Source organism: Enterobacteriaceae bacterium Kacie_13 (assembly GCA_013457415.1).
GTDB lineage: Bacteria > Pseudomonadota > Gammaproteobacteria > Enterobacterales > Enterobacteriaceae > Rahnella.
This window is the reverse complement of record CP045665.1, coordinates 3526865-3551527: the sequence shown is the minus strand read 5'-3', so window position 1 is coordinate 3551527 and position 24663 is coordinate 3526865. Positions and strand designations below refer to the sequence as shown.

Here is a 24663-nt window from a genome sequence, read left to right as displayed (position 1 = left end):
TCACTTCTTCAGTTCAGGTATTATCTATGACGCCAGACGCCCGTGTTTATGCTTATTCCGCTGTTTTGATGGGTTCCCCCATTCTTCTCAAGCTGTTTGAACATAATGAGGGTCTGGCGTCCCGCGTTTTCCGGCTTATCAAACAGCAGGAAAATATCTTTACGGTGAACCGGCACGATTCCGAGGTCATGGCAGTCAACCATGCGGCGGGCAGCCATGCGGTGGCCGTCAGCCAGCCGGTGTTTAATCTCATCCGCTGCGCGAAAGCTGTCAGTGAGTCGCCGGACAGCAGTTTCAATTTCACCATCGGCCCGCTGGTCAAACGCTGGAAAATCGGCTTTAGCGGTAACAGCGTGCCCGATGCAGATGATCTCCAGGCGCTTCTCCCGCTGACAAACCCTCATGACGTCATTCTCGACGAATCCACGCGCTCGGTTCTCCTACAAAAAGCCGGAATGGAAATTGATCTCGGGGCGATAGCCAAGGGCTATATTGCCGATGTGGTGCGGGATTTTCTGATGCAGGAAAAGGTGGAGAATGCGCTGATCAATCTAGGCGGGAATGTGCAGACGCTGGGCGCAGGCGGGGAAGGGGCATGGGCCATCGGTCTGAAGACGCCATTTTCGGCACCGGATGCGCTGATCGGAGTGATTAATGTGAACGGCAAATCGGTGGTGACGTCCGGCATTTACGAACGTTATTTCGAATGCGAGGGCCGCCGCTACCACCACATTCTCGATCCAAAAACCGGCTACCCGCTGGATAATGAACTGCTCAGCGTCACCGTTATTTCTGATGATTCAATCGACGGCGACATCTACACCACGCTGCTGTACGGCATGGGCGTTGAAAAAAGCCTGCGGTACCTGCGGGATATCCCGGATATCGAGGCCATTTTCGTCACCAAAGATCAGCAGGTGATTTTCTCCTCACAGCGTCAGTTTAGCTTCACGTTGCTGGATAACGCTTTCCGCCCGGTTTACTGACAGTACTGTTTCAGCAATGAATAATGCTCCGCCTGCAAACGGTAACGGTACACCGGTCGTCCGGTCACGCCGTAGTGAATACTGGTGAACAAAATGTGGCTGTCTGCCAGCCAGATCAGGTATTTACGGCAGGAGACGCGCGAGATATTCACCGAGTGCGCCAGCTCATCCGTTGAGAATTCCGTATCAGGATGGGCATCAATCCACAGGCACAGCGTGCGCAGCGTCTGCGGCGTCAGGCCTTTGGGCAGTTTTTTGGTGTCCGCTGTCGCCTGATTGTTACCGTGAATTAACCGGTCAACGTCCGACTGCTCGTAATATTGCTGATTATCCATTAGCGCTTTCTTTTGTTTCCAGCCGGTCAGCGCCTCTTCAAAGCGGGAGAACTGGAACGGTTTGATCAGATAATCCACCACGCCATAGTTGAGTGATTTCTTGATGGTTTTAGCGTCTGCCGCAGATGAAATCACAATCACATCCACCGGACGTCTGGCATTTCGCAGCTCCGGCAGCAAATCCAGCCCGTTATCCTGCTGCATATAGACATCCAGCAGGATCAGGTCGATCGGCAACTGAGTATTCAGCACCATGTCTTTTGCCTGCTGTAACGTCGAAGCCGTTCCGCAGCACGTAAACCCGGCAATCTGGCCCACGTAGCAGCGGTTGAGCTCTGCGACCATGGCGTCATCATCGACTACCAGCACATTGATCATGCAGTTTTCCTCTCACCATCCCACGGAAGTTGAACAAAAAATTGAGTATAAACGTCAGGTTCAGACTCAACGGCAATCGTTCCGCCCAGGTTTTCTAATTGTTGTTTTGCCAGGAATAACCCGACTCCGCGATCAAAGCCTTTCGACGAGACCCCTTTCTCAAAAATAGCCTCAAGGTCATCAGGCGGGATACCGGGACCATCATCGCTGACCACGCAGGCCAGCCAGCCATTCTGATAATGCAGTAACACGCTTACTTCACCGGCCGGTTGTTCCGCCAGCGCATCCAGCGCATTCTCAATCAGATTACCGAGCACGGTAATCAGCGCGGCTACCTGGTTCTCATTAGCGTTATCGGGCAGGAAACTGTCATCGCTGAGCGTCAACAGATGGCGCGTATCCGAAGCGCGGTTAATCTTGCTTAACAGAAAGCCCGCAATCACCGGTGATTTGATTTTCAACAGCAAGGAGCCAATTTCTGCCTGATAGTTATTGGCCGTTTTGAGAATGTAATCTTCAAGCTGCGCATAGCTTTTCATGTGCAGCAATCCAAGGATCACATGCAGCTTATTCATGAATTCGTGTGAGCGTTCACGTAACGAATCGGCGTAGTTTACCATGCCGCTCAGACGCTGCATCAACTGGCTGACCTCGGTCTTATCCCTGAAGGTACAGATTGCCCCAATAATCACGCCATTGCTGCGCACCGGTACGGTATTACTCAGCAGATAACGGCCTTTAAAGTTGATCTCTTCGTCGCGGCGTGGAATGCCGGTGCGTAAGACGTCGCACAGCGCCAGCAGCAGCGGCTGAGATTCACGGTTATCCTCCGGGCGGGTGCTTAACTGCGTGCCGGTTTCCAGAAACATCTGCCGGGCTTCCTGATTGATGAGCGTGACCTGCGCGCTGTCATCAATGGCAATCACCCCTTCCTTGATCGACTGCAACATCGCCTGACGCTGTTCAAACAGCGTCGAGATCTCATAAGGTTCCAGCCCGAAGAGAATGCGTTTGAGCATTTTCACTAAAATCCAGGTACCCAGTCCACCGACCATCATGCCGAACAAAACCGTCCACAAAATGCTCCAGCGACTTTTATCGATCTGCTCGGTCACTTTCACCAGTGAGATGCCGATCGCCACCACACCAATCTGATGATGATCCTCATCATAGATGGGCGTGAACACCCGCAGCGCTTTATCCAGCGTGCCTTTATTGATCGAGACGTTCTCTTTGCCGAGCAGCGCCGGATCGATATCGTTGCCGATAAAGTGATGGCTTATTACGTCCGCGTTTGGATGTGAATAACGGATGCCGTCCATATTGGTCACAACCACGAACAGCAGATCGTTACGTTTTTGTACCGCGCTGGCGATGGGCTGAATAATGCCGCTGTCGGGGGGCAGAGCGAGCGCGTGTTTGATTTCAGGCAAATCCGCCAGCGTGCGCGCCACGGCCAGCGCCTTATCTTTCACGCCGTCGCGGGTGGTGTCACTGACCTGAACGAAATACAGCAGATGCACCACCAGCAGAACCGAAATGATCACGGCGCTGATCATCAGGCTGACAGATGTGCTGAGTTTCATGGGGTGCTTACGCACGGGATGCGGCGAGTCGCTCATTGAAGCCCCGTTAACCATAATTGATGGCTTATGGTCTATGTTTGCGTCCCCGGCGTCTACCCCAATGCGGCATTTATCCCACTGCTTTGACATCCTTTTTCGCTATTGCTTTCACGTTTATCTGTTCACGCGCGAATGTGATACTTTGAACCAGCATATTGCCGGTGAGCGACTTGCTCCGGCAGGAATTCAGATCAGCACAGAGGGTTTATGGCAGTCATTTCCCGAGAGATTATTGAGCAGGCGAAAATCTGGCGCAGGGATTTCCACACCCGCCCCGAACTTGGCCTGAAAGAATACGGCACTGCCAAAACTATCAGCGAACTGTTGTCGTCGTTCGGCCTTGAAGTCCATACCGGGATTGCTGAGACCGGGATTGTCGCGACGCTTCGTAACGGCGAAGGCCCGTCGATGGGACTGCGTGCAGACATCGACGCGCTGCCGATTCAGGAACTCAATGAGTTTGACCACATCTCCCAACACCCCGGCCTGATGCACGCCTGCGGGCACGACGGCCATACCGCCATTCTGCTCGGCGTGGCACGTCATCTGAGTGAGAATCGCCACTTCCACGGTACCGTCCACTTCATCTTCCAGCCTGCGGAAGAGAACGTCGGCGGCGGCGAGATGATGGTCAAAGAAGGGCTCTTTGAGCGCTTCCCGATGCAGGCCGTTTACGCGCTGCACAACTGGCCTGGTCTGCCGGTCGGCGAAATTGCGGTCAGTCAGGGCCCGATGATGGCCTCGCAGGATAATTTCTACATCACACTCACCGGAAAGGGCTGCCACGCGGCGATGCCTGAACTGGGCGCGGATCCGGTGGTGGCGGGCGCACAGTTGATCCTATCGTTACAAAGCCTGATTTCCCGCCGCCTGTCGCCGCTGGAACAGACGGTCATCAGCCTCACGCAATTGCAGGCGGGCGAAGCGATTAACGTCATTCCTGAAACGCTGCACATGTCCGGTACATTGCGCTGCCTGAGCCGGACGACGCGGGAAACGTGCTGGCGGCTGATTGAAGAATACGTTCAGGCCGTACCGCAGCCGTACGGTGTGAAAGGCGAGGTGCGCTGGGAGTTTGGGTATCCGGTGACGCAAAACCATCCGGCGCAGGCGGTGATTTTGCGTGATGCAGCAGAGAATGCTCCGGGGATCACGCAGGTGCATTTCAACAATGCGCCATCAATGGCTGCCGAGGATTTTGCCTATCTGCTCGAAGCCTGCCCTGGCGCATATTTCTGGCTGGGAGCCGATGGCGCCACGCCTTCCGCTTCGCTGCACAGCTCGCGCTATGATTTTAATGACGATATCATTGCGCTGGGCATCGGCGTGTTGACCACGCTGGTAGAACGAGAACTAAAACCCTGATTCACCTGCTTAAGGCGAGCGAAAAAAAAGCCAGATGCAATACGTGTCTGGCCTTTTCAATTACGCTTACAATTGGGGAGCGGGGCAAGTCTTTATAACTCCGCCAGTTCCTGCGCGATATTCATGATTTTATATTGATGTTTACTTATTTCGCTACGGGCTATTTTTTCTTCCATCTGCTGGATGAAATAAAGGATGTCATCCGACTGGGTGACATCCGGCAGATCGGTAATTTTATAATCCCACCATTCAATCGCCTGAAGGCGGTCGATGATTGCTGGCGCAAAGCGGTATTTAATGATCTTAGCCGGAATACCGCCGACGATGGCGTAAGGCGGTACATCAGCGGTGACTACCGCATTGGCCGCAATAATGGCGCCATTCCCAATGGTGATGCCGCCTTTTAATACGGCGTGTTCCCCCACCCAGACATCATGACCTAATGCCGTCGCGGGTGGCATATAATCGAAGCCCGCAATGTTCAGCGTTTCCCCAAATTGCTCCTGCGCCACTTTCGAGAAGAAATCATGATACGTCAGCGGACTGGTAGTAAACCGGTGTATGGGATGTTGCGGCCCCATAACCCGCACGCCTGCCGCCAGGCTGCAAAATCGGCCGGTTTTGAGGTTATTAGGTAATTTACTGCACGCGTAAGAATACGCGCCCATCGAACAGAAACTTTTTCGCGGCATGGAGGCATATTCTTCCACCCAGACATCGGCGGTAAATTTTAACTTTTCCCCTTTTTTAAAAAGGAATAGATTTCTCTTTTTATATATCCCTTTCACCATTTCAGGGAATTTAAGATGGACCTTATGTTGTAAACAATAATCCTCATGTTTTTGAGTCCATCGAAACTGAACGGGGTACTTCATTCCTTATTCCTCAAAAGTTAGACGCCGTCTTTATATTTTCTTGTCAAAATTCTAGCATAAAACAGTCATAAAAATCTGAGAGCGGCGGGAATAACCTGGGGAACGCGAAGAAATAAAGCTAAAGCCCCGGAGGATAAGGTCCGGGGCTGTGATGAACGTTTTAGGCAGGCGGCCTGATCAACCCTGAAATGCCCGACCACGACCGCCAGCCCGGTGGCCTGTTTCTGCAAGGCTGAGGCCGCGCTGGAGGATCCCTGAACCCTCTGAGCCTTCTGTTGCACCATGCCGTCGAGCTGTGCTGGATGTCAGCGCATTAACGGAGGTTTATAGAGATCAAATCTTCCTTCCTGCTATTTCTGCGCGGCGTGCTTGAACAGAACGGCGTCGATACCCGGTTTGTGGCGATAAATGACACCGTGCCTTCCGGGATGAGCGTCGCGCTGATGGATGCAGAAGGGGGATTACGGCGCGGTTGCTTTTTTGATCAGCTTGCCTGTCCGTCTTCAGGAATTTTCTTCTTATCCACATGTCCCAGAGACCGTTCCGGGAAACAGATATCGCGCACCCGTTGTTTTAGCGCCGCCGCCTCCGGGAAACCTCCATCACGCTTGCGTTCCCAGATCAGTTCGTCATCGACTTTGATTTCATAAATTCCCCCGGTGCCCGGCACCAGCGTCACCGATGCCAGATCGGTGCTGAACGAGTTCAGCAGCTCCTGCGCTATCCACGCCGCGCGCAGCAGCCAGTTGCACTGAGAACAATACGTGATGGTAATGGCCGGAAGTTTTTCCATGGTATGACCCTTTTAAGATGGTTTTATCGATGTATTACAAAGCAGATCAGGTGCTGAAAATAACATGATATCAGGCGGTTTACTGCATCTTGCCGGCATCTGCAGTGCCTTAGAGAGCACCGATTGAATTATCCCAAAACGGGGAAAATACTCTACTCACCCCACAGGTTAATCCTCCGGCGGCACTTTGATTGTCGCGTCATTACACTCACTCAGGAAATATTATGTCTGCACTTTTCACGCCGTTTTCGCTGGCGTCTTTAATCATCCACAGGCTGTTGCCCGCCAGAATGTCGCCTTTCAGGTTACTGATGCGGTCGGCGAACATCGTCATATCGCTGGCTGAATAGAGCAGGCCGCTGTTGGTGATGGCGCCGCGGCTTATCAGGCTGACGTCGCCGCCGGATTGCAAACTGCCGTTGTCGCTCTGGATGGTGCTGCCCGCGTTAATCATGAACGCGCCGTTACCACCGGTGAGGGTGGCCTGATTACTAAAACTGCCGGTGCTGCTGAGCGCGACACTTTGTCCCTGCACCGTACCGTTTTGCGTGAAACTGCCGGTGGTACTGGCCTGGAGAGTGTTGCCCGCCGCCAGCGTGCCTTTGGCAGCTATCAGCCCGTCAATCGTGGCCTCGTTATGGTGTAGAACGATGTCGCCATCGCTGGTGAGCACACTGTTTTGCGTGCTGGTAAAAAGGGCTGAGTTGAGCGATATGCTCTGCGCCCCGTTTGCTTCACCCTCTATACGGAGGGAGCTGGCCGTAAGATCCAGTTTCTGTCCGGCCAGCAGTTGCCCACCCTGGTTGAGATGCAGGGAGTTGCCCGTGAAAGTTAGGTCTTGCTGAGCGCTGAGGGTGCCGCTCAGATCAGTATTTTGTGCTGAAATCGCCAACACACCGCCGGACAGTGCCTGCCCGGTGTTATTGAAGATATCCAGATTGAGGGAAAGGTTGCCCTGCGTCTGGATATCTCCGTGATTACTGAGTTGCTTACCGCTGAACGTAGCGTTGCGGTTCGCGGTAATTTTTCCCTGTTGGGTGAAAGTGGAACTGGTGAGCTGCACATCCTGTCCGGCGGTCAGTTGTCCGTGCCACTGGCCGTCCTGACCCGATGTCAGTTGAGTGCCGACGGTCTGTATCAGGCCGCCGCTGGTGACGCTGAGATTACCGTTGCTGGCCAGCGTGGCGTTTTGCAGTTGCATATCACCGATGCTGCTGAGCGTCATCGACTGCGCATGATGGTTGCCAGCAAGCTGCATTTCCTGCGCATTTGCCACCAGTGCGCCGGCAGCTGCGCTGTTGCGCAGCGCCATTTTGCCGCTGGCATCGAGCTGCATATCGCCCTGACGCGCTGGAGAGGAAGGTGACTTTCTGACTGACCGGCGCGTAGTAGCTGCCAGATAGCGACCATTTGGAGAACTCCGCTTTGGGGGCGTCTTCAGGTTTATGCCGATCGTCTTCTGCGCCTAGCCATGGCACGCCCCGGCTGAACGTTGGGTTCAGCGTGGACAATCCGCCCAACATTTTCTGGCTGTGGTTGATGCCCACGTTGAGGTTGCTGAGTTTTCGGCTGCTGCTGGCCAGTGGCGCATCGTTGAGGTAGTTGCGCCCCAGGTTGCGGCTGATGCCTGCTGAGAGGGCAGTTTTGATGTCACCCTTGCGAAACAAAACTCGCGAAAGGTTCATGCGGTGTGTTTGGGAATCACCGGTGGAGCGCCAGCCAAATTCCTGAGAATTCACGGTGCTGAGATAATCGCTATAGCTGTAACTGTAATTGAGCAGCCAGTAGCCATAGGGCAGGCTTACACCAGCCTGCAGACTGCGGGCATCGTGGCTGCTGGAGAAATCGCTGCTTTGCGCGCCGCTGACGAACCACTGATCGGCGATCCCCAACAGATTATTTGCGGTCAGCGAACCGTTCACCTGGCCTGTGCCGGTGCTTTTTTGTCCGCTGTTATCAAACCCGATTCCGGCGCTAAGAGGAAACTCCGGCGTTGCAGTGAGATTAACGATGGAGTAACCGGGCTGTGCGGCGGGGAGAATTTCGATTTGCACCGGCGTCTGGCGCAGGCGGTTGATCTGCTCCATGCCTTGCTCAATATCGCGCAAGTTAAGGATCTTGCCTTTCAGGCCGGGGAACGCCATCGCCAAAATACGATTGCTGCGTTTATCTAACTGAATTTCATCAAGCTTGTCTTCCATTACCATAATATTCAGTTCCCCCCGGGAAAGATCCTGCTCGGGGAGAAAGGCCCGGCTGGTGATATACCCGCGTTCGATAGATGTATCTGATATTTCCTGAACCAGTAAGGTGACTTTTTGAATACCTAAACACTTTCCAATAAAGGGTTTCGTTAACGCCTGTTGATTACTGGCTGATAAATGTGTGGCCTGATGAATATTGATGGTGGAAATAGTAAAGCACGGCTGATCGCCAGAATCGGTGGGTGCGGGTGGCGGCTCCGAAATAGTCTGACCTTTTTCCAGTTCATCACGCTGAATTTGCTGCTGTTGCAATAGATCTCTTTGTTGTTGCTCAATACTTTCCCTGTCTGCCGGGCTGAGCAACGCCGCGTGTATCGGAAGTACCGCCAGGAAAAGACCGCAGCAGGCGAATTTAATATTCACTGCAAATATCCTTATTTACCAATCCATTTATTTTAGTTATGTAGTGATTCACTAATACTGACTTTATATCAGTTAAGTTTTTTTTACACAAAAGCTGTTTTCTTAAAAATAGAGAAAATCCTATTTTTATTTCTAATAAACAGAAAGTATTGAAGAGTTGAATGTATATACAAAATTTATAATTAAAACTAATTATTCAGCTAAGTAAGTTATTAGAGGCGTGATAAATAATTATACGCCACAGACAGACGGGCAGTTCCCGCCGTCGCCGCCTCTTTTCCTTCCAATCCTTTCCAAATCAACGCAAAATCTCTCTCCTCAACCGGCGATAACAAGGGATGCGAGCGTGAATTCAGGTTTGATGGTGTTACACGGTAATCACTCAGAAGCGCTGAGGGATGTGCTGATCACGTGGATGGCGGCGCATCCGCTCCCGCCGCTGGAAAATGAAGTGATTCTGGTGCAAAGCAACGGTATCAATCAGTGGCTGAAACTGGCGCTGGCGCGTGATCCTGACGAAGGCGGCTGCGGTATTGCGGCGGCGCTGGACATCAAACTGCCCGCACGTTTCTTCTGGCAGGTATATCGCGCTGTGCTCGGCAAAGAGCAGGTGCCGGAATCCTCACCGTTCGACCGCCCGCTGCTGACCTGGCGGCTAATTCGCCTTTTGCCTCAGTTACTCACCGAACCGGTTTTTGCGCCGCTGGCGCGTTTCTTAAAAGACGACGGCGACATGCGTAAACTTCACCAGCTGGCGCAGCGTCTGGCGGATTTGTTCGATCAGTATCAGGTGTACCGCGCCGACTGGCTGGAAGACTGGGGCAACGGGCAGGATGTGCTGCGCACCAGCCGTCAGGGCAGTGAGCCGCTGCCGGAAAACCTGCTGTGGCAACCGCAACTGTGGCGCGCGCTGCTGGCCGATGTTGATGAAAACGAACGCAACACCAGCCGTGCCGCACTGCATCAGCGTTTTCTGCAACATGCGCTGACTATCCCGGAAAATGAGCGCCCGGCCGGTCTGCCTGCACGGCTGATCGTCTTTGGCATCTCTTCACTGCCGCAACAATCTCTCGAAGTGCTGGCGGTTCTTGGCCGCTGGACCCACATCTTTATGTGCGTACATAACCCTTGTGAGCATGACTGGAGCGATATCATCGCCGATAAAGATCTGCTGCGTGCTGAACGCATCCGCCAGCTGCGCAAGCCGGGCATGCCGCAGGTGATTGCCGAAGATGAACTTCACCAGCATGCCCATCCGCTGCTGGCGGCATGGGGCAAACAGGGGCGTGATTACATCGGCCTGCTCAATGAATACGACAATCACGAATCCTATGCTGCGCAGCTCGCGCCGGTGATCCCGCGCATCGATCTCTTCACCTCGAACGGTACCGATACGCTTTTACACCAGTTGCAGGAAGATATTTTGCAGCTACGCCCGCTGGCGGAAACCAAAGATCACTGGCCCCTGCTGGATGTGCAGGATGATTCCCTGCGTTTTTACATTACTCACAGCGCCCAGCGCGAAGTGGAAGTACTGCACGACAGGCTGCTGGCCGCGCTGGCAGCGGACCCGACGCTGAAGGCACGCGACATTATCGTGATGGTGCCGGACATCAACGGCTATGCGCCGCATATTCAGGCGGTATTTGGCCTGATGGGGCGCAGCGATCCGCGCTATATCCCGTTCACCGTCGCCGATCAGGGGCCACGTCAAAATAACTCGCTGCTGGGTGCACTGGAACGACTGCTGAATTTGCCGCAGTCGCGGTTAGCGGTCAGCGATTTGCTGGATTTGCTCGACGTGCCGTCGGTGCGCGAGCGGTTTGGTATCGAAGAAGAACAGTTACCACTGCTGCACCGCTGGATAAGCGCCGCCAACGTACGCTGGGGGCTGCATGCTGAACAACGTCAGAGCCTCGGGCTGCCGCTGTCGCCGGAGCAAAACAGCTGGTTCTTCGGCCTGCAACGGATGCTGCTGGGCTATGCCGTCGGCAGCGGTGATGCGTGGGCGAATATCGAACCGCTGGATGAAATCGGCGGGTTGGACGCGGCACTGATTGGCCCGCTGTCGCATCTTTTAAACTGCCTTGATGAAACCTGGCGTCAGCTGTGCGAACCGGCTGCGCCGCCGGTGTGGGGCGAACGCCTGCGCGACATCCTTTCACAGTATTTTGCTGAAGATGATGGTGAAGATGGTTTTATTCTGGTGCGTCTGCATACCGAACTTGAAACCTGGCTGGAAGCCTGCGAAAGCGTGGATTTGCAGGCCGAACTCCCGCTTTCAGTGGTACGCGAACACTGGCTGGCGCAGTTCGACCAGTCCGGCCTGACGCAGCCGTTCTTTGGCGGCGCGGTCACGTTTGCCACGCTGATGCCGATGCGCGCCATTCCGTTCCGCCACGTTTATCTGCTCGGCATGAATGACGGCGATTATCCGCGTAACCGCGTGCCGATGGATTTCGACCTGATGGGACGCGATTACCGTCCGGGTGATCGCTCACGCCGCGAAGATGACCGCTATCTGTTCCTTGAGGCGTTGCTTTCTGCGCGCGAGCGTCTGCACATCAGCTGGGTTGGCCGCAGCATTCATGATAACTCTGAGCGGCCACCGTCAGTGCTGGTGGCACAGCTGCGCGACCATCTGGCGGCAGGCTGGAAACTCAACGACGGCAAAGATTTACTGCACGCGCTGACCGTCGAACATCGTTTGCAACCGTTCAATCGTGATTACTTCACGAAAGACGGCGCACTGTTCAGCTATGCCCACGAATGGCGCGCCGGGCTGGACGCCAGCGCGCTGTTGACGGCATTCGCACCGCTTGAACCGCTGGAACAGGAAGGTGCGCTGACGCTGCGTCAGTTGTCGGATTTCCTGCTCGATCCGGTACGCAGTTTCTTCCGCCAGCGGCTGAACATCTATTTTGAGATAGATGATCCGGGGAGCGAAGATCAGGAGCCTTTCGATGTGAATACGCTGGAAAACTGGCGTTTGCAAGACGAACTGATCCGTGCGCAGAAGCGGGCGCTGGAGGCAGGCGTTTCGCGTCAGGACGTCTTGCGCCAGCAGCTGGATCGCATTGAACGGCGGGGGGAACTGGCTCCGGGCGAATTTGCGGCGGTGCTCAGTGAGGATCTTGCCGAACCGATGGACAAACTTTTCGCCAGCTATCAGCAGGTGCTTGAGGCGTGGCCACTGGCATTGGGCAACGAAGCACTGTCGACTGATATCGGCGGGGTGAATGTCTCCGACTGGCTCGGCGATCTGCGGACGAACCACAACGGGGAGCGTGCGCGTGTGGTGCTCGAAAGCGGTGGTCTGATGACCAAAGAGCGCAGCTACCGGTTCGACAAACTGCTGCCTTACTGGGTGGCGCATTTGGCCGGGCACCTGAACGGTCACCCGATGCACAGCATTATCGTCAGTAAAAATGGCACCGCTGAACTGCCGCCGCTGGAGGTTGCACAGGCTGAAGCGCTGTGGCAAACGTTGGTCGAAGCCTGGCAGCAGGGGCAATTACGACCTCTGCCGCTGGCCGTGAAAACGGCGTTCGTCTGGCTGAAAAAGGATGGCAATGAACATAGTGCCCTGGACAGCGATGCGTGGTTTGCGGCGCGGGATGCTTATGAAAATCACGATCCGGCCAACATGAAATTCGGTGATCGCGACAGCAACCGTTATCTGGCACGCGCATGGCCAGATTTCGTGACGCTCTGGTCCGACGGTGAATTCGCCCGGCTTGCGGGTTCACTGCTGGCACCGCTTCTTAATCATCTTTCCCGCAGTAAGAAAGGAGGCAAGGAATGATGGATCGCACTGTGCCCTCGGCCCTGAATGTGCTGAATTTTCCGCTGACCGGCAGCCGCCTGATTGAAGCCAGCGCCGGTACCGGGAAAACCTTTACCATTGCCGCAATGTATGTGCGGCTGGTGCTCGGCCATGGCGGCGACAACGCTTTCAGTCGTCCGCTGACGCCGCCTGAAATTCTGGTGGTAACCTTCACCGATGCTGCCACCAAAGAGCTGCGCGACCGTATCCGTGCGCGTCTGTCGCAGGCAGCGGAATACTTTTTAGATTTTGGTGGCGCAGCCTCAGGCGGCGACGATTTCTTGCAAACGCTGCGTGCTGAATATTCGCCCGAACAGTGGCCAGGCTGTTCACGCAAGCTGCAACTGGCGGCGGAATGGATGGACGAATCGGCGGTCTCCACCATCCACGGATGGTGTAACCGCATGCTCGGCGAGCACGCGTTCGACAGTGACAGCCTGTTTACCCAGACATTAGAAACCGATCAAACCGAACTGCTGATGGAGGTGGTACGCGACTACTGGCGCAGCTTCTATTTCGCGTTGCCGGAATCCGATATCCGCACGCTGCGCGCAGAGTGGCGGACGCCGGAAGAGTTGCACAGCAAGGTTGCGCCGCTGCTGGAATATGCCGAAGAACTGGGTTGCGACGAAACACCCGCTAAGGTCTTCGAAACGGTCAGCCAGCAGAAAGCGGCAGAGCTGGCGGCGCTGAAACAGGGCTGGCCGGAGTGGACGCAGGAACTACGCACTCTTCTCGAAGGCGCGGTGGCGGCGAAAGCGGTGGATGGTAAAAAGATTCAGGCGCGGTTCTTCAATCCGTGGCTGGAGAAACTGTACACCTGGGCGACGACGGATGAGATCAAACCGGATTTAAACAAAGGCTGGGAGCGGCTTACACGCGCTGGCCTTGAGGAATGCTGGAAGCAGGGCGAGCCGCCCGCGCATCCGGCGCTGACCGCCATGGAAACCCTCAAAGCGCGGCTGGAAAATCTGCCGGATGCCCGCAGCGGTTTGCTTCAACACGCCTGCCGCTGGATAGAAAACCGCTTCGACGCCGAACAGAAAAAGCGTGCCCAGATGGGTTTCAATGATTTGCTGACCCGTCTTGATGCCGCGCTGCGCAGCGACAATGGTGAACGACTGGCGGAGATTATCCGCACTCAGTTCCCGGTAGCGATGATCGACGAATTTCAGGATACAGATCCGCTGCAATATCGCATTTTCGACACCGTTTACCGCGTGGCGCAAAACTCGCCGCAGCAAGGGCTGATCCTGATCGGCGATCCAAAACAGGCGATTTATGCCTTCCGTGGCGCTGACATTTATACCTATCTGCGCGCCCGCCGCGACACCGGCGGACGCCACTACACACTGGCGACTAATTTCCGTTCTACACGCGGGATGGTGGCTGCGGTTAATGAAGTCTTCGGGCTTGCAGAAAATCGTAAATCCGGCGAGGGCGCTTTTCTGTTCCGCCGGGGCGATGAGAATCAGGTGCCGTTCTTGCTGGTGGAAGCCAAAGGGCGCGCCGATACGCTGGTGATTGACGACGCCGAAGCAGCCGCCATGACATTGTGGTATCCGGAAAATCAGGCTGAAGCGCTGCCGAAAACGCAGTACATCCAGGTGATGTCCGACGGCTGTGCGACGGAAATCGTTCGCCTGCTTCGTCTCGGGCAGCAGGGTTTTGCCGGTTTCGGCCAGCCTGGTGAAATGCTGGAACCGGTAATGCCGGGTGATATCGCGGTGCTGGTGAATACCGGCCGTGAAGCCGCGGCTGTCCGTACTGCGCTGTACAAACGTGGCGTGCGCAGCGTTTATCTGTCTGACAAAGAATCAATATTTCAAAGTGCGCAGGCGGGCGAACTGCAGTACTGGCTGGCGGCCTGTGCTGCGCCGGAAAACGATCGTTTGCTACGCGCCGCGCTCGGCACGCCGTCGCTCAATTTAAGCTGGGAAGCGCTCGACAGCCTGAATCAGGACGAGCAGGAGTGGGATCGCTACGTTCGCCAGTTCCAGGAGTACCGTATTTGCTGGCGCAAACAGGGTATTCTGCCAATGCTACGCCGCCTGATGTGGGAGTTCGATGTGCCGCGTCGCCTGCTTGGACGCGGCGATGAACGCGCGCTGACCGATCTGCTGCATCTTTCCGAACTGCTGCAACAGGCCAGCGTGCAGCTCGACGGCGAGCACGCGCTGATCCGCTATCTGGCGGAACAGTGTCAGGATGAACATCAGGGCGGGGATGCGCGTAAGTTGCGGCTGGAAAGCGATGCCGAACTGGTGAAAGTAGTGACGGTGCATAAATCAAAAGGGCTGGAATATCCGCTGGTGTTCCTGCCGTTTGCCTGCGCCTTCCGCGCGGTAAAAAAACAGGACTCTCCGCTGAAATGGCACACGCCGGAGGGTGAGCTGGAAGTGGCATTAAGCGCTACCGACGATCAGCTGGCTCTCGCCGACCGCGAACGGCTGGGCGAAGATCTGCGTAAGTTTTACGTCGCCCTTACCCGCTCGCGTTACGCGTTGTGGCTCGGCATGGCACCGCTGAAAGAGTTTGAAAAGAGTGCTCCCGGCTACCTTATCCATGGAGGAGACGCTATCGAGGCCGACGCGCTGCCTGCCAGTTTACAGGCGCTGGAAACGGCGAATATCCGTGCATGGCCGCTGCCTGTACCGGACGGCGCGGTGTTCCGTAATGAACAGGCGCTGCCTGCGCTTGGTCCGCGCCCGCCGCTGCGCACGCACAAAGCACCGCGCTGGTGGGTCTCGAGTTTCTCCGGCCTGCAAATTGCACCCGCTGGCACCTATATCGCCCCTGAAGTGGTGACGCGGGAGCCGCCGGTTGAAATCGAAAGCGCCGCGCAGGATACCTATCTTGAAAACAAGAACTTAGAGACGACAGGGCTGGAGGATATCGAACCGCCGGCAAACTTGTCTCAGCCGATGACCGGCGCGGATCTGTATGCGTTTCCGCGTGGCCCGGCACCGGGTAATTTCCTGCACGGTTTGCTGGAATGGGCGGGGGACGAAGGATTTGCCGCACTGGCGGCGGAGCCGGAAAAAATCACCGATCAGGTAGCCCGGCGCTGTAATACGCGCGGCTGGGAGAAATGGATTGCACCCCTGACCGCATGGCTGACTTCCCTGCTGACGCAGCCGTTACCGCTGCCGGGCAGGGATGCGTTTACGCTGGCCGGACTGCCGCCTTATCAGGTGGAGATGGAGTTCTGGTTCTCGCTGACGCAGGTATCGACCCGCCGCCTTGATAAGCTGGTATCGCAATACACGCTGGACGGTGCAGAACGCGCACCGTTACTGGCGGAAGATCTTAACGGAATGCTGAAAGGTTTTATCGATCTGGTGTTTGAACACGACGGACGTTATTACGTGCTCGACTACAAATCCAACTGGCTGGGTGGCGACGCCAGCGGCTATGACCATGCATCTATGACACAGTCGATGTTGGATCACCGCTACGATCTGCAATTTACACTGTACCTGTTCGCGCTGCATCGCCTGCTGAAATCCCGTCTGGCGGATTACGATTACGACCGTCATATCGGTGGCGCGGTGTATTTATTCCTGCGCGGCAGCCATGCGGCCGGTAACGGCGTCTGCGTGCAGCGACCGGATAAAGCTTTAATGGATGAACTCGACCTGCTGTTTAGCGGCAATCAGGAGAAACGCGCATGAAAATCAACAGCCGTGAAGATATCACGCACCTGCTGGCAAGCTGGGTCGGGTGCGGCTGGCTGCGGGAGCTGGATCGTGCACTGGTCACGTTTCTGGCGAAAGCGTCACCGGACGCGCATCCGCTGCTTCTGCTGGCGACGGCGCTGACCAGCTATCAGCTCGGTCGCGGCCATGTGTGTCTGGATTTGCAGGCTACCCTTGCCGACAGCGCCTTTTCGCTTTCGCTGCCGCCGGAGGGTGATCATGCTGACGGCGCGGTGATCCGCCCGGCGGCAGTGTTGGAAAATCTCAGCCTGACGGAATGGATGGCGGCGCTGGTGCATCCGCAACTGGTGGGCAACGGAATGGGAAATTCACCGCTGGTGCTTATTGGTCACCGCCTTTATCTGCGCCGTTACTGGCAGTATGAACAGGACGTGCGCGGGGCGATTGAACAACGTCTGGCGCGCAGTCAGCCGGACGCATTGCCGGTGGCACCTCTGCGCGCAACGCTCGATGCGTTGTTTCCTGCTACGGGCAATACCGGTCAGGCTAACTGGCAGAAACTGGCCTGTGCGCTGGCGGCGGGCAGTGCGTTCAGCATTGTGACCGGCGGCCCCGGCACCGGCAAAACCACCACCGTGGTACGCCTGCTGGCGTTGCTGCAAGCGCTGGCGCTGGAAGACAATGGCCAGCCCCTGCGTATCCGTCTGGCGGCACCGACCGGTAAGGCGGCGGCGCGGCTCAATGAATCAATTGCCGGTGCAGTCTCTGTACTGGATCTCACCGCGCTCGGCAACGGCGATGACGTGCGCGACAGCATTAATACTGACGTGGTGACGCTGCACCGCCTGCTCGGCAGCCGTCCGGACACGCGGCACTTCCGCCATCATCCCGGCAATCCGCTGATGCTCGATGTGCTGGTGGTCGACGAAGCATCGATGGTCGATCTGGAAATGATGGCCGCGCTGCTGGCAGCGTTGCCGGAGCAGGCGCGCCTGATTCTGCTCGGCGATAAAGATCAGCTGGCGTCGGTGGAAGCGGGCGCGTTGCTGAGCGAACTGTGCCAGCGTGCGGCGGGGGGGCATTATCTGCCGCAAACCCGTGACTGGCTGGAAAGCGTGACCGGGGAGAACATCCCGGAGGCATTGGTCGATGCACACGGAACGGCGATGGATCAGGCGGTGGTGATGTTGCGTCACAGCTACCGTTTCGATGCGCAAAGCGGCATAGGACGACTGGCGGAAGCGGTCAACGAAGGTGACGTCAAAGCGCTGAAGCAGGTGTGGAAGCAGGGTTACGGCGATCTGGCGCAGCTGACGCTCAGCGCAGCCGACGATCTGGCGCTGCGCGACTGGGTGGTTAATGGTGCAGCCGGGCAGTTTCCTGCCGACACGGCGCGCAACAGCGTCCCGCCGCCGGTTGGTTATCGCCATTATCTGACCGTGGTGAAAAATGAGCGGCCGGAAATTCACGAAACGATCGACGCCTTCAACCGCTGGGCAACCAAAGTGCTGCTGGCCTACAGCCAGTTCCAGCTGCTGTGCGCCTTACGCGGCGGGCGGTGGGGCGTTGAAGGGCTGAATCTGCGTATCGCGGAAATTTTATGGAAAGAAGGGCTGCTGGAGGCTGCGGCAGGCTGGTATCCGGGGCGTCCGGTGCTGGTGACGCGCAATGATTACGGCCAGCGGCTGATGAACGGCGATATCGGAATTACGTTGCAAATCCCACAAACACTGGCGGATGGATCGACGGTGTGGGTATCGCGCGTGGCCTTTCTGGCTGGCGACGGCACTCAGAGTATCCGCTGGGTGATGCCAGGCCGGTTGCAGGCGGTGGAAACCGTGTTCGCAATGACGGTGCATAAATCGCAGGGGTCGGAATTCACCCATACCGCGTTGTTGCTGCCGGAAAATCTCAGTCCTATCCTCACCCGTGAACTGATTTACACCGGCATTACCCGTGCACGTCACTGGTTCAGTTTAGGCTGTGTCGGAGGAATGAATGCGGTGCTGCCTGACGCGGTACAGCGCAGGGTATTGCGGGCCAGCGGATTGATTGAAACCCTGTGATCGCCAGAACGGCCGGATCAGTAATCGTACTGAGGGATGCGGGAGGTTTTAACGGGGGGCCGGGTTTTGGAACCGGGCACTTTGGTGGCTTTGAGCGGATCCCCGGCGACAAATTCCAGCGTCGGAGAATAGTAAAAGGGCAGCCAGCCGCCGTAGCCATTCTCCCACTCCCAGCGAACCGGGCAGGGCCACAGAATGTCTTCGTACATAATGTAATAGGTCCATCGCCCGTGGGGACGACGCGGTTTTGGGGTCTTCATAGGGGCGTCAACTTAACTCAAAATAGTATCGCTAACAATATCAGCTCAACCCCAAATCATGGCCGCCCAGCGGAGTAACAGCAGGCCGCCGCAGATGCACAGCAACACGACGACCATCTTCCAGTGTTTACTCATCATCCTTTTGGTGACCATCGGATCCTCCCTGTATTGAGCTTAGGTGTTATTAAATCCACGTTAACCGGTGATGTGCCGGTCAACGTAGTGAACAACATGTTCCTTTAATTCGGGAACGGTCTGATCGGCGAGCCACTCGAAAGCCACCAGTAGTAAGGCCGTTGCGGCAAGTACAGTCAAAATTATAGCGGCTTTCTTTTGGGCTTCCATGGATCTCATCGTCTTTGCATTGCCTGTTTTTTACTCTATCAGAAAGTGCTGACTCTGAGGAGGTTTCAGGCGTTTGGTTCTGAAAGGGTTTAGGAAATTATACCCGCTCAGACGATGCGAAACTTTGATCCTGTCCCTCCGCGACCGGATCCTTAGGATTTTCTGCATATCGCGCACCCGGCTTAAAACCGTGACGTTTCGCGCACCAGGCGATAATCAGCGCGGCCAGCAACAGAATCAGCATCGCCCACGGGAAAATGCCGATCCCGGCGGTATTAAGCAGAATGCCGCCGGATAAGCCGCCGCCCGCAATCGCCAGATTCCACGACACCACAACCAGCGATTGCGCCATATCGCCCTGTTCGCCGGTAGCGTCTGCGATGGCTGTTTGCAGTAACGTCGCCGCGCCGCCGAAAGTCAGCCCCCAGATGGCGACGCACAGCGTAACCATCAGCGGCGAATGGCCGTCGAGTGCCAGCCCGAGGGAAATCAGCGCAAACAGCGCAAGGCTGGCCAGCAGGGTTTTCCGCAGGCGTTTATCCACCTGCATACCGGTGAAACCGATACCCGCCAGGGCGCCGATGCCGAATACCAGCAGGATCTGATCGGCACGTTCTGCAAGACCGGAGAGGGCAAGGAACGGCACAATGTAGGTATAAAGCAGATTGTGCGTCAGCATCCACAATAAGATCACTGCCAGTATGCTGCGCACGCCCGGCATCATTATCACGTGACGCAGCGACTGACGCTGTCCGGCCGCCTGTCCAGGATAATCTGGGACTTTGCGTATCACCCATACGACCAGCACCAACGTAATAGCGGACATGACGCCAAACGCCATTCGCCAGCCGAGCAAGGTGCCCATCCAGGTGCCGAGCGGTACGCCGACGGACAGCGCCACCGGCGCACCGAGCATCGCCACCGACAGCGCGCGCCCCTGCTGATGCACCGGCACCATGCGTCTCGCGTAGCCTGCCAGTAATCCCCATGCCAGACCGGCAGCCGCACCGGCCATCCAGCGGGCAAACAGCGTCAGGAGATAATTTGTCGAAAAGGTGGTGAGGGTATTAAACACCAGAAAACCGAGGATTGCCGTCAGCAGCGCCGTGCGGCGGTTCCAGCCGCGTGTCACCGCCGCCAGCGGAATGACTGCCATCAGCGAACCCGCGGCGTAAAGGGTGATTAGCTGCCCGGCCATTGCCTGGGAAACGTTAAGTCCCTCGGCAATCTGCGGCAATAACCCGGCGGGCAGCGTTTCGGTCATGATGCCGATAAAACCGGTCATCGCCATCGCCAGCAGGGCGGAAAACGGCAACGGCGAGGCGGACTGGGGTGAATTCATAGTGATTTCTCAATGAAAGAATGTGTCGGGTAACAATAGAGATCTCCCTGGTGCGGAAAAAGTAGGGTAGATTTCCAGAGTATGCGGACGTTGGTGTCCGTAATTGGAGGTGGCGGTGGAAAGTCTGAGCAGTCTGAATGTGTTTGTGCATGTCGCTGAAACCCGCAGTTTCGTCGCGGCAGGGCGGATACTGGGCGTGTCGGCATCGGCGGTGGGTAAAAGCATCGCGCGGATGGAAACCAAGCTGAAGGTGCGTCTTTTTCACCGCAGCACCCGCAGCGTCACGCTGACGGCGGAAGGTGCCCTGTTTCTTGAACGCAGTCGCAGGATTGTCGCGGAGCTGGAAGCTGCGGAAAGCGAGTTGTCGCAGCTGTCGGAAAGCCCGCGAGGCCGACTGCGCATGAGTCTGCCGCTGGTCAGCACGCTGCTGCTGCCGGTGCTCGGTGAGTTTATGCGTCGCTATCCGGACATCGAACTGGATCTGGACTTCACCGATCGAGTGGTCGATGTGGTGGAAGAGGGGTTTGATGCGGTGGTGCGCACCGGGCAGATGGTGGATTCACGGCTGTCGATGCGTAAGCTTGGCACGTTTCATCATTTGCTGGTCGGCTCTCCGGCCTACTTTGCCGGGCACGGTACGCCGCGTGAACCGCAGGATTTACTGACGCATCGCTGCCTGCATTTTCGTTATCCCAACAGCGGTAAACTGGAGCCGTGGCCGATTCCGGCGCATGTGGATGTCGCACTGCCAGTGTCAATGGTATGCAATAACATAGAAACGCGTCTTTGTTTTTCGGTGCAGGGGCTGGGCATCACCTGCCTGCCGGATTTCAGCGTTCGCAAGGAACTGGCACGTGGGCAACTGGTGACCGTACTGGACGAGCATATCAGTCGCAGCGCAGATTTTTATATCCTGTGGCCATCGGGCGGTTATATGACGCCTAAGCTTCGGGTATTTATCGATTTTATCAGCGAAAGACTGTTCCCGGAAAAGGCGGAGCTGGCGCTGGTGTGCCCGAATATATAGAGGGCATCTGAAGGGGGAAAACAAAAAGGCTCACCGTGTTTATGAGCCTTTTGTCGTTATCACCAATTAACGGCTGCCCGGCAGCAGCGACTCGGTGCATTTGAAGACGTCTTCCCGGAATTTGCGTGAGGCCTCATCCAGATCCGTCTGATTAGCGACATCTGCGCGGTTGGCTTCCAGCGCCTGATTGACGGCTACGGTGAAGGCATTTTCCTGGCTGGCATTGAGCACGTTACCCACGCTGCCGAATAACAGGCGCATCGCGGAAATTTGTACCAGAAGTTCACGGTTTACGCGCTCAAGCTGATCGACGCGTTTGGCAAGAATTTCGTCACTCATCGGTATCTCCTTAGTTAAGTGCCGCACACCATAACAAAAGCGCCGCCATGAAAAAACCGCCTTGCGACGGTCTGAACGTTCGGGTGGTGGTTTAGCGTACCATTTGCTGCATCTGGCGGCTGAGCTGCATCAGCTGGGCGTTCAGTGGTACCAGCTGTTGCTGGATCGCGTTGTATTTATCCAGCTGTTTCTGGCTGGCAAATTGCAGCCGGTTGCCGGTAATGGTGACGTTTTTCCCCTGACTTTTGATAAAGTCGGCTTTGGCGACGATAAGATTCAATACCTGCGGCAGCAGATCAAAAACCTGTTCGGTGATTTCAGACGGTTTCACCACCGTTTTCTCGTAAGCCTGATCGTAAACCTTTTTCAGATCATCCGGTTGCTTCAGCGCCGCGCGCTGGGTATCCGCCTGCGTTCTCAGCGTGATAATTTTCTCTTTCCAGTTCAGGCTGCTGTCGGCCATCTTCTTCAGATCATCACGCTGTTCGACCAGCGCATTGACGCTGTTGACGCCGTTCATACCGGCAAATACCGGCACCAGCGAGGAATCCAGCTCCGTGTTCATCTGGTGATGGAACCCGGTGATGATCGCGTAATCTTTGCTGTAATCGCCGAACTGTTTTTTCTCTGCTTCAGACAGCTGCGGCACGGCCAGCACCTGTTTGTCGAGAATGCGCGACTGGAGGAAATCCATAAACGCTTTGCGCTGTGCAGGCTCTTTATCACCACAGCCACTGACGGCAAAAATCATCATCAGTAGCATCAATGGCATCAGGAAAGTGCGGTTGAAATGAGAGGTTCTGATCGCGTATTGCATAGATTCCTTGCTCCTTTTGCTCCATATTCAGAAGATTAACCTTAGCGTAAAAAGCCGAAATTTTAACTAGAAAGCCGCGCTTATCTTAGTTAACGTCACGAAAGCACACACGTAACTCCCTCTTCAGGAAATGTATGATTTTGAACGGTAAGCGATTTTCCACACACCGCACGCTCGGCATACTGGCAATTTTGACACTCGCCGGGTGTACATCGAATAAGAAAAATGATGCGCCGGTGAAAAATCCGCAGGACACCAGGGCGGAGATAGTGCGGCTGATGCCTTCCACTGCGCCGGATCGCAAGGGCTGGGCGACGGACATTGCCGCCGCGTTTTCAGCGCAGGGCATCGCGCCGACCACCGAGAATATCTGCTCGGTGCTGGCGGTAGCGCAGCAGGAATCTAACTTCAACGCAGACGCGCCGGTGCCAGGGCTTGGAAAAATTGCCTGGAAAGAGATCGACCGCCGGGCAGATGCGGTTCATGTACCGAATTTCCTGGTACACACCGCACTGCTGCTGAAATCGCCGAATGGTAAATCCTACAGCGAGCGGCTGGATAACGTGAAAACTGAGAAGCAGCTGAGCGCGATTTTCGATGATTTTATCGATATGGTGCCGATGGGGCAGAAGTTGTTTGGCAATCTGAACCCGGTGCATACTGGCGGCCCGATGCAGGTCAGCATCGCGTTTGCCGAGCAGAATGCCAAAGGCTATCCATATCCGGTGGACGGCTCGATACGTAATGAAGTGTTCAGCCGTCGCGGCGGCGTGTATTTCGGCGTGAAACATCTGCTGGGTTATCCGGCGAATTACTCTCAGCCGCTGTACCGCTTCGCGGACTTCAATGCGGGCTGGTATGCCAGCCGCAACGCCGCGTTCCAGAGTGCGGTCAGTAAGGCCTCGGGCATTCCGCTGGCGCTGGATGGTGACCTCATCAACTACGGCACCGATAAACCGGGTAGCACCGAGCTGGCGGTACGTACCCTGAGCAAACGTCTGGATATCAGCCATTCGGCTATCCGCAAGGCGCTGGAGAAGGGCGAACAGCTGGAGTTCGAAGACACTAAACTCTATAAACAGGTGTTTACGCTGGCGGATAAAACTACCGGGAAGCGTCAGCCACGCGAGATGCTACCGGGGATCACACTGGAAAGTCCGAAGATAACCCGCACGCTGACCACCGCATGGTTCGCCAAACGGGTCGACGGACGCCGCGCCGATTGCGTTAAAAGAGCCACGGCGCGCTGAGATTCATTCCTGTCACGGTGAGAATCGTCTTAATGCCTGTCTGAATCCGGCAGGCTTAATTCTTTTTTAATCAGGCTACAGCCGCCGCCCTGCGTGCCCTGCGGGTTATTCCATTAACAAATATAAAGGCGATAAACAGAATTGCGTTGAAATAAAGGCTTGCTTAATAAATCCTGCTGTGTGTAAATAGCGTCAACGGTTTGTGGTTAAGACCTATTTATGTAAGACATTTAGTAAAGCAGTTCCTGGTTCAAGTGATATAGCAAATCCTTTCTCCGACGAATTTCCTTCTCTGATGCATCCATAAGTATTTCAAATAAAAACAGACCTATATTGCCCTATGGCATCATAAAATAAAAAAGAAGGTATTTCCTATGTCTACTAAAATGACTGGTTTAGTAAAATGGTTCGACGCTGGTAAAGGTTTCGGTTTCATTAGCCCTGCAGACGGCAGCAAAGATGTGTTCGTACACTTCTCTGCAATCCAGAGCAATGATTTCAAAACCCTGGACGAAGGTCAGAACGTAGAGTTCACCATCGAACAAGGCCAGAAAGGCCCTTCAGCGGGTAACGTTGTCGTTCTGTAATGTCGCCTGATATTGAAGGCAAATCACCTGCAATAGCGAAGATGGGTTAAACCCGGAGCAGACAGGAATCGTTGTTTCAATATCGACATTATGAACCACAAAAATAAACCCTGGCCAACGCCGGGGTTTATTATTTAAAAGCTTCCAGAATTATTTCGGGA

At 55.5% G+C, this 24663-nt stretch carries 19 protein-coding genes and 1 pseudogene; 9 read left to right on the top strand and 11 right to left on the bottom strand.

Translation table 11 applies throughout. The features are described from left to right. The first annotated feature begins 26 nt into the window (after nucleotides 1-26). Nucleotides 27-986 carry an FAD:protein FMN transferase gene (locus GE278_16160; GenBank protein ID QLK62215.1) on the top strand — a complete coding sequence of 320 codons (960 nt, stop codon included), beginning with the start codon at nucleotides 27-29 and terminating at the stop codon, nucleotides 984-986. On the opposite strand, the gene dcuR is transcribed toward GE278_16160, so the two are convergent. Together dcuR and dcuS are read right to left on the bottom strand one after the other, a co-directional pair. After that, nucleotides 980-1699 carry a two-component system response regulator DcuR gene (dcuR, locus tag GE278_16155; GenBank protein ID QLK62214.1) on the bottom strand — a complete coding sequence of 240 codons (720 nt, stop codon included), beginning with the start codon at nucleotides 1697-1699 and terminating at the stop codon, nucleotides 980-982. The genes GE278_16160 and dcuR overlap by 7 nt on opposite strands. Then, the gene (dcuS, locus tag GE278_16150) at nucleotides 1696-3321 is read right to left on the bottom strand and encodes a two-component system sensor histidine kinase DcuS (protein QLK62213.1); all 1626 of its coding nucleotides are present in this window, start codon (nucleotides 3319-3321) and stop codon (nucleotides 1696-1698) included. The genes dcuR and dcuS overlap by 4 nt, the downstream gene beginning before the upstream one ends. 210 nt (nucleotides 3322-3531) lie before the next feature. On the opposite strand from dcuS, the gene GE278_16145 reads away from it, so the two are divergent. Then, nucleotides 3532-4689 (top strand): amidohydrolase, encoded by a 1158-nt coding sequence (locus GE278_16145; GenBank protein QLK62212.1) that lies wholly within the window; start codon nucleotides 3532-3534, stop codon nucleotides 4687-4689. Between the two features lie 92 nt (nucleotides 4690-4781). On the opposite strand, the gene GE278_16140 is transcribed toward GE278_16145, so the two are convergent. Further along, nucleotides 4782-5564, bottom strand: coding sequence for an antibiotic acetyltransferase (locus GE278_16140; GenBank protein QLK62211.1), 783 nt, complete (start codon nucleotides 5562-5564; stop codon nucleotides 4782-4784). 353 nt (nucleotides 5565-5917) lie between these two features. On the opposite strand from GE278_16140, the pseudogene GE278_16135 reads away from it, so the two are divergent. After that, nucleotides 5918-6022: pseudogene (locus GE278_16135) on the top strand (ribokinase). A 26-nt stretch (nucleotides 6023-6048) separates the two neighbouring features. Here GE278_16135 and GE278_16130 read toward each other — a convergent pair. From GE278_16130 to GE278_16120, 3 genes are all read right to left on the bottom strand, one after another. Further along, nucleotides 6049-6357, bottom strand: coding sequence for a SelT/SelW/SelH family protein (locus tag GE278_16130; GenBank protein ID QLK62210.1), 309 nt, complete (start codon nucleotides 6355-6357; stop codon nucleotides 6049-6051). 208 nt (nucleotides 6358-6565) lie between these two features. Continuing rightward, a complete protein-coding gene (locus GE278_16125; GenBank protein QLK62209.1) occupies nucleotides 6566-7693 on the bottom strand; it encodes a hypothetical protein in 1128 nt (375 codons plus the stop codon). Beyond that, a complete protein-coding gene (locus tag GE278_16120) occupies nucleotides 7560-8984 on the bottom strand; it encodes a ShlB/FhaC/HecB family hemolysin secretion/activation protein (protein QLK62208.1) in 1425 nt (474 codons plus the stop codon). Before GE278_16120 ends, GE278_16125 begins: the two co-directional genes overlap by 134 nt. Nucleotides 8985-9330: 346 nt before the next feature. On the opposite strand from GE278_16120, the gene recC reads away from it, so the two are divergent. Genes recC through recD form a run of 3 tightly spaced genes read left to right on the top strand, consistent with a single transcriptional unit; the run spans nucleotide 9331 to nucleotide 18535 of the window. Continuing rightward, nucleotides 9331-12789 carry an exodeoxyribonuclease V subunit gamma gene (recC, locus tag GE278_16115; GenBank protein QLK62207.1) on the top strand — a complete coding sequence of 1153 codons (3459 nt, stop codon included), beginning with the start codon at nucleotides 9331-9333 and terminating at the stop codon, nucleotides 12787-12789. After that, the gene (recB, locus tag GE278_16110) at nucleotides 12786-16484 is read left to right on the top strand and encodes an exodeoxyribonuclease V subunit beta (GenBank protein ID QLK62206.1); all 3699 of its coding nucleotides are present in this window, start codon (nucleotides 12786-12788) and stop codon (nucleotides 16482-16484) included. The genes recC and recB overlap by 4 nt, the downstream gene beginning before the upstream one ends. After that, entirely contained in the window at nucleotides 16481-18535 is a 2055-nt protein-coding gene (gene recD, locus GE278_16105; GenBank protein QLK62205.1) for an exodeoxyribonuclease V subunit alpha, read from the top strand. The genes recB and recD overlap by 4 nt, the downstream gene beginning before the upstream one ends. A 17-nt stretch (nucleotides 18536-18552) precedes the next feature. On the opposite strand, the gene GE278_16100 is transcribed toward recD, so the two are convergent. From GE278_16100 to GE278_16090, 3 genes are all read right to left on the bottom strand, one after another. After that, complete coding sequence (locus GE278_16100) at nucleotides 18553-18795, bottom strand: hypothetical protein (GenBank protein ID QLK62204.1); 243 nt, start codon at nucleotides 18793-18795, stop codon at nucleotides 18553-18555. 45 nt (nucleotides 18796-18840) lie between these two features. Continuing rightward, on the bottom strand, nucleotides 18841-18948 hold the full coding sequence (locus tag GE278_16095) for a hypothetical protein (GenBank protein ID QLK62203.1): 108 nt from the start codon (nucleotides 18946-18948) through the stop codon (nucleotides 18841-18843). A 289-nt stretch (nucleotides 18949-19237) separates the two neighbouring features. Beyond that, nucleotides 19238-20482, bottom strand: a complete 1245-nt coding sequence (locus tag GE278_16090; protein QLK62202.1) for an MFS transporter — start codon at nucleotides 20480-20482, stop codon at nucleotides 19238-19240. 115 nt (nucleotides 20483-20597) lie between these two features. On the opposite strand from GE278_16090, the gene GE278_16085 reads away from it, so the two are divergent. Continuing rightward, a complete protein-coding gene (locus tag GE278_16085) occupies nucleotides 20598-21509 on the top strand; it encodes a LysR family transcriptional regulator (protein QLK62201.1) in 912 nt (303 codons plus the stop codon). A gap of 66 nt (nucleotides 21510-21575) precedes the next feature. Here GE278_16085 and GE278_16080 read toward each other — a convergent pair whose 3' ends face one another. Together GE278_16080 and GE278_16075 are read right to left on the bottom strand one after the other, a co-directional pair. Beyond that, the gene (locus GE278_16080) at nucleotides 21576-21848 is read right to left on the bottom strand and encodes a hypothetical protein (GenBank protein QLK62200.1); all 273 of its coding nucleotides are present in this window, start codon (nucleotides 21846-21848) and stop codon (nucleotides 21576-21578) included. A gap of 91 nt (nucleotides 21849-21939) precedes the next feature. After that, nucleotides 21940-22665 (bottom strand): DUF3053 family protein, encoded by a 726-nt coding sequence (locus tag GE278_16075; GenBank protein ID QLK62199.1) that lies wholly within the window; start codon nucleotides 22663-22665, stop codon nucleotides 21940-21942. Between the two features lie 134 nt (nucleotides 22666-22799). Between GE278_16075 and GE278_16070 the strand changes: the two genes are divergently transcribed. Both GE278_16070 and cspA read left to right on the top strand, forming a co-directional pair. Then, complete coding sequence (locus GE278_16070) at nucleotides 22800-23915, top strand: DUF1615 family protein (protein QLK62198.1); 1116 nt, start codon at nucleotides 22800-22802, stop codon at nucleotides 23913-23915. Between the two features lie 374 nt (nucleotides 23916-24289). Next, a complete protein-coding gene (cspA, locus tag GE278_16065) occupies nucleotides 24290-24502 on the top strand; it encodes an RNA chaperone/antiterminator CspA (protein QLK62197.1) in 213 nt (70 codons plus the stop codon). Nucleotides 24503-24663 lie beyond the last annotated feature (161 nt).

What these genes read in the sequence shown, in the direction of transcription:
- GE278_16130 (QLK62210.1), bottom strand. Translation starts at nt 6,357, where the DNA reads ATGGAAAAACTTCCGGCCATTACCATCACGTATTGTTCTCAGTGCAAC.
- GE278_16125 (QLK62209.1), bottom strand. Translation starts at nt 7,693, where the DNA reads ATGCAGCTCGATGCCAGCGGCAAAATGGCGCTGCGCAACAGCGCAGCT.
- cspA (QLK62197.1), top strand. Translation starts at nt 24,290, where the DNA reads ATGTCTACTAAAATGACTGGTTTAGTAAAATGGTTCGACGCTGGTAAA.
- dcuR (QLK62214.1), bottom strand. Translation starts at nt 1,699, where the DNA reads ATGATCAATGTGCTGGTAGTCGATGATGACGCCATGGTCGCAGAGCTC.
- GE278_16145 (QLK62212.1), top strand. Translation starts at nt 3,532, where the DNA reads ATGGCAGTCATTTCCCGAGAGATTATTGAGCAGGCGAAAATCTGGCGC.
- GE278_16095 (QLK62203.1), bottom strand. Translation starts at nt 18,948, where the DNA reads ATGGTCACCAAAAGGATGATGAGTAAACACTGGAAGATGGTCGTCGTG.
- recB (QLK62206.1), top strand. Translation starts at nt 12,786, where the DNA reads ATGATGGATCGCACTGTGCCCTCGGCCCTGAATGTGCTGAATTTTCCG.
- dcuS (QLK62213.1), bottom strand. Translation starts at nt 3,321, where the DNA reads ATGAGCGACTCGCCGCATCCCGTGCGTAAGCACCCCATGAAACTCAGC.
- GE278_16075 (QLK62199.1), bottom strand. Translation starts at nt 22,665, where the DNA reads ATGCAATACGCGATCAGAACCTCTCATTTCAACCGCACTTTCCTGATG.
- GE278_16160 (QLK62215.1), top strand. Translation starts at nt 27, where the DNA reads ATGACGCCAGACGCCCGTGTTTATGCTTATTCCGCTGTTTTGATGGGT.
- GE278_16140 (QLK62211.1), bottom strand. Translation starts at nt 5,564, where the DNA reads ATGAAGTACCCCGTTCAGTTTCGATGGACTCAAAAACATGAGGATTAT.
- GE278_16100 (QLK62204.1), bottom strand. Translation starts at nt 18,795, where the DNA reads ATGAAGACCCCAAAACCGCGTCGTCCCCACGGGCGATGGACCTATTAC.
- GE278_16080 (QLK62200.1), bottom strand. Translation starts at nt 21,848, where the DNA reads ATGAGTGACGAAATTCTTGCCAAACGCGTCGATCAGCTTGAGCGCGTA.
- GE278_16090 (QLK62202.1), bottom strand. Translation starts at nt 20,482, where the DNA reads ATGAATTCACCCCAGTCCGCCTCGCCGTTGCCGTTTTCCGCCCTGCTG.
- recD (QLK62205.1), top strand. Translation starts at nt 16,481, where the DNA reads ATGAAAATCAACAGCCGTGAAGATATCACGCACCTGCTGGCAAGCTGG.
- GE278_16070 (QLK62198.1), top strand. Translation starts at nt 22,800, where the DNA reads ATGATTTTGAACGGTAAGCGATTTTCCACACACCGCACGCTCGGCATA.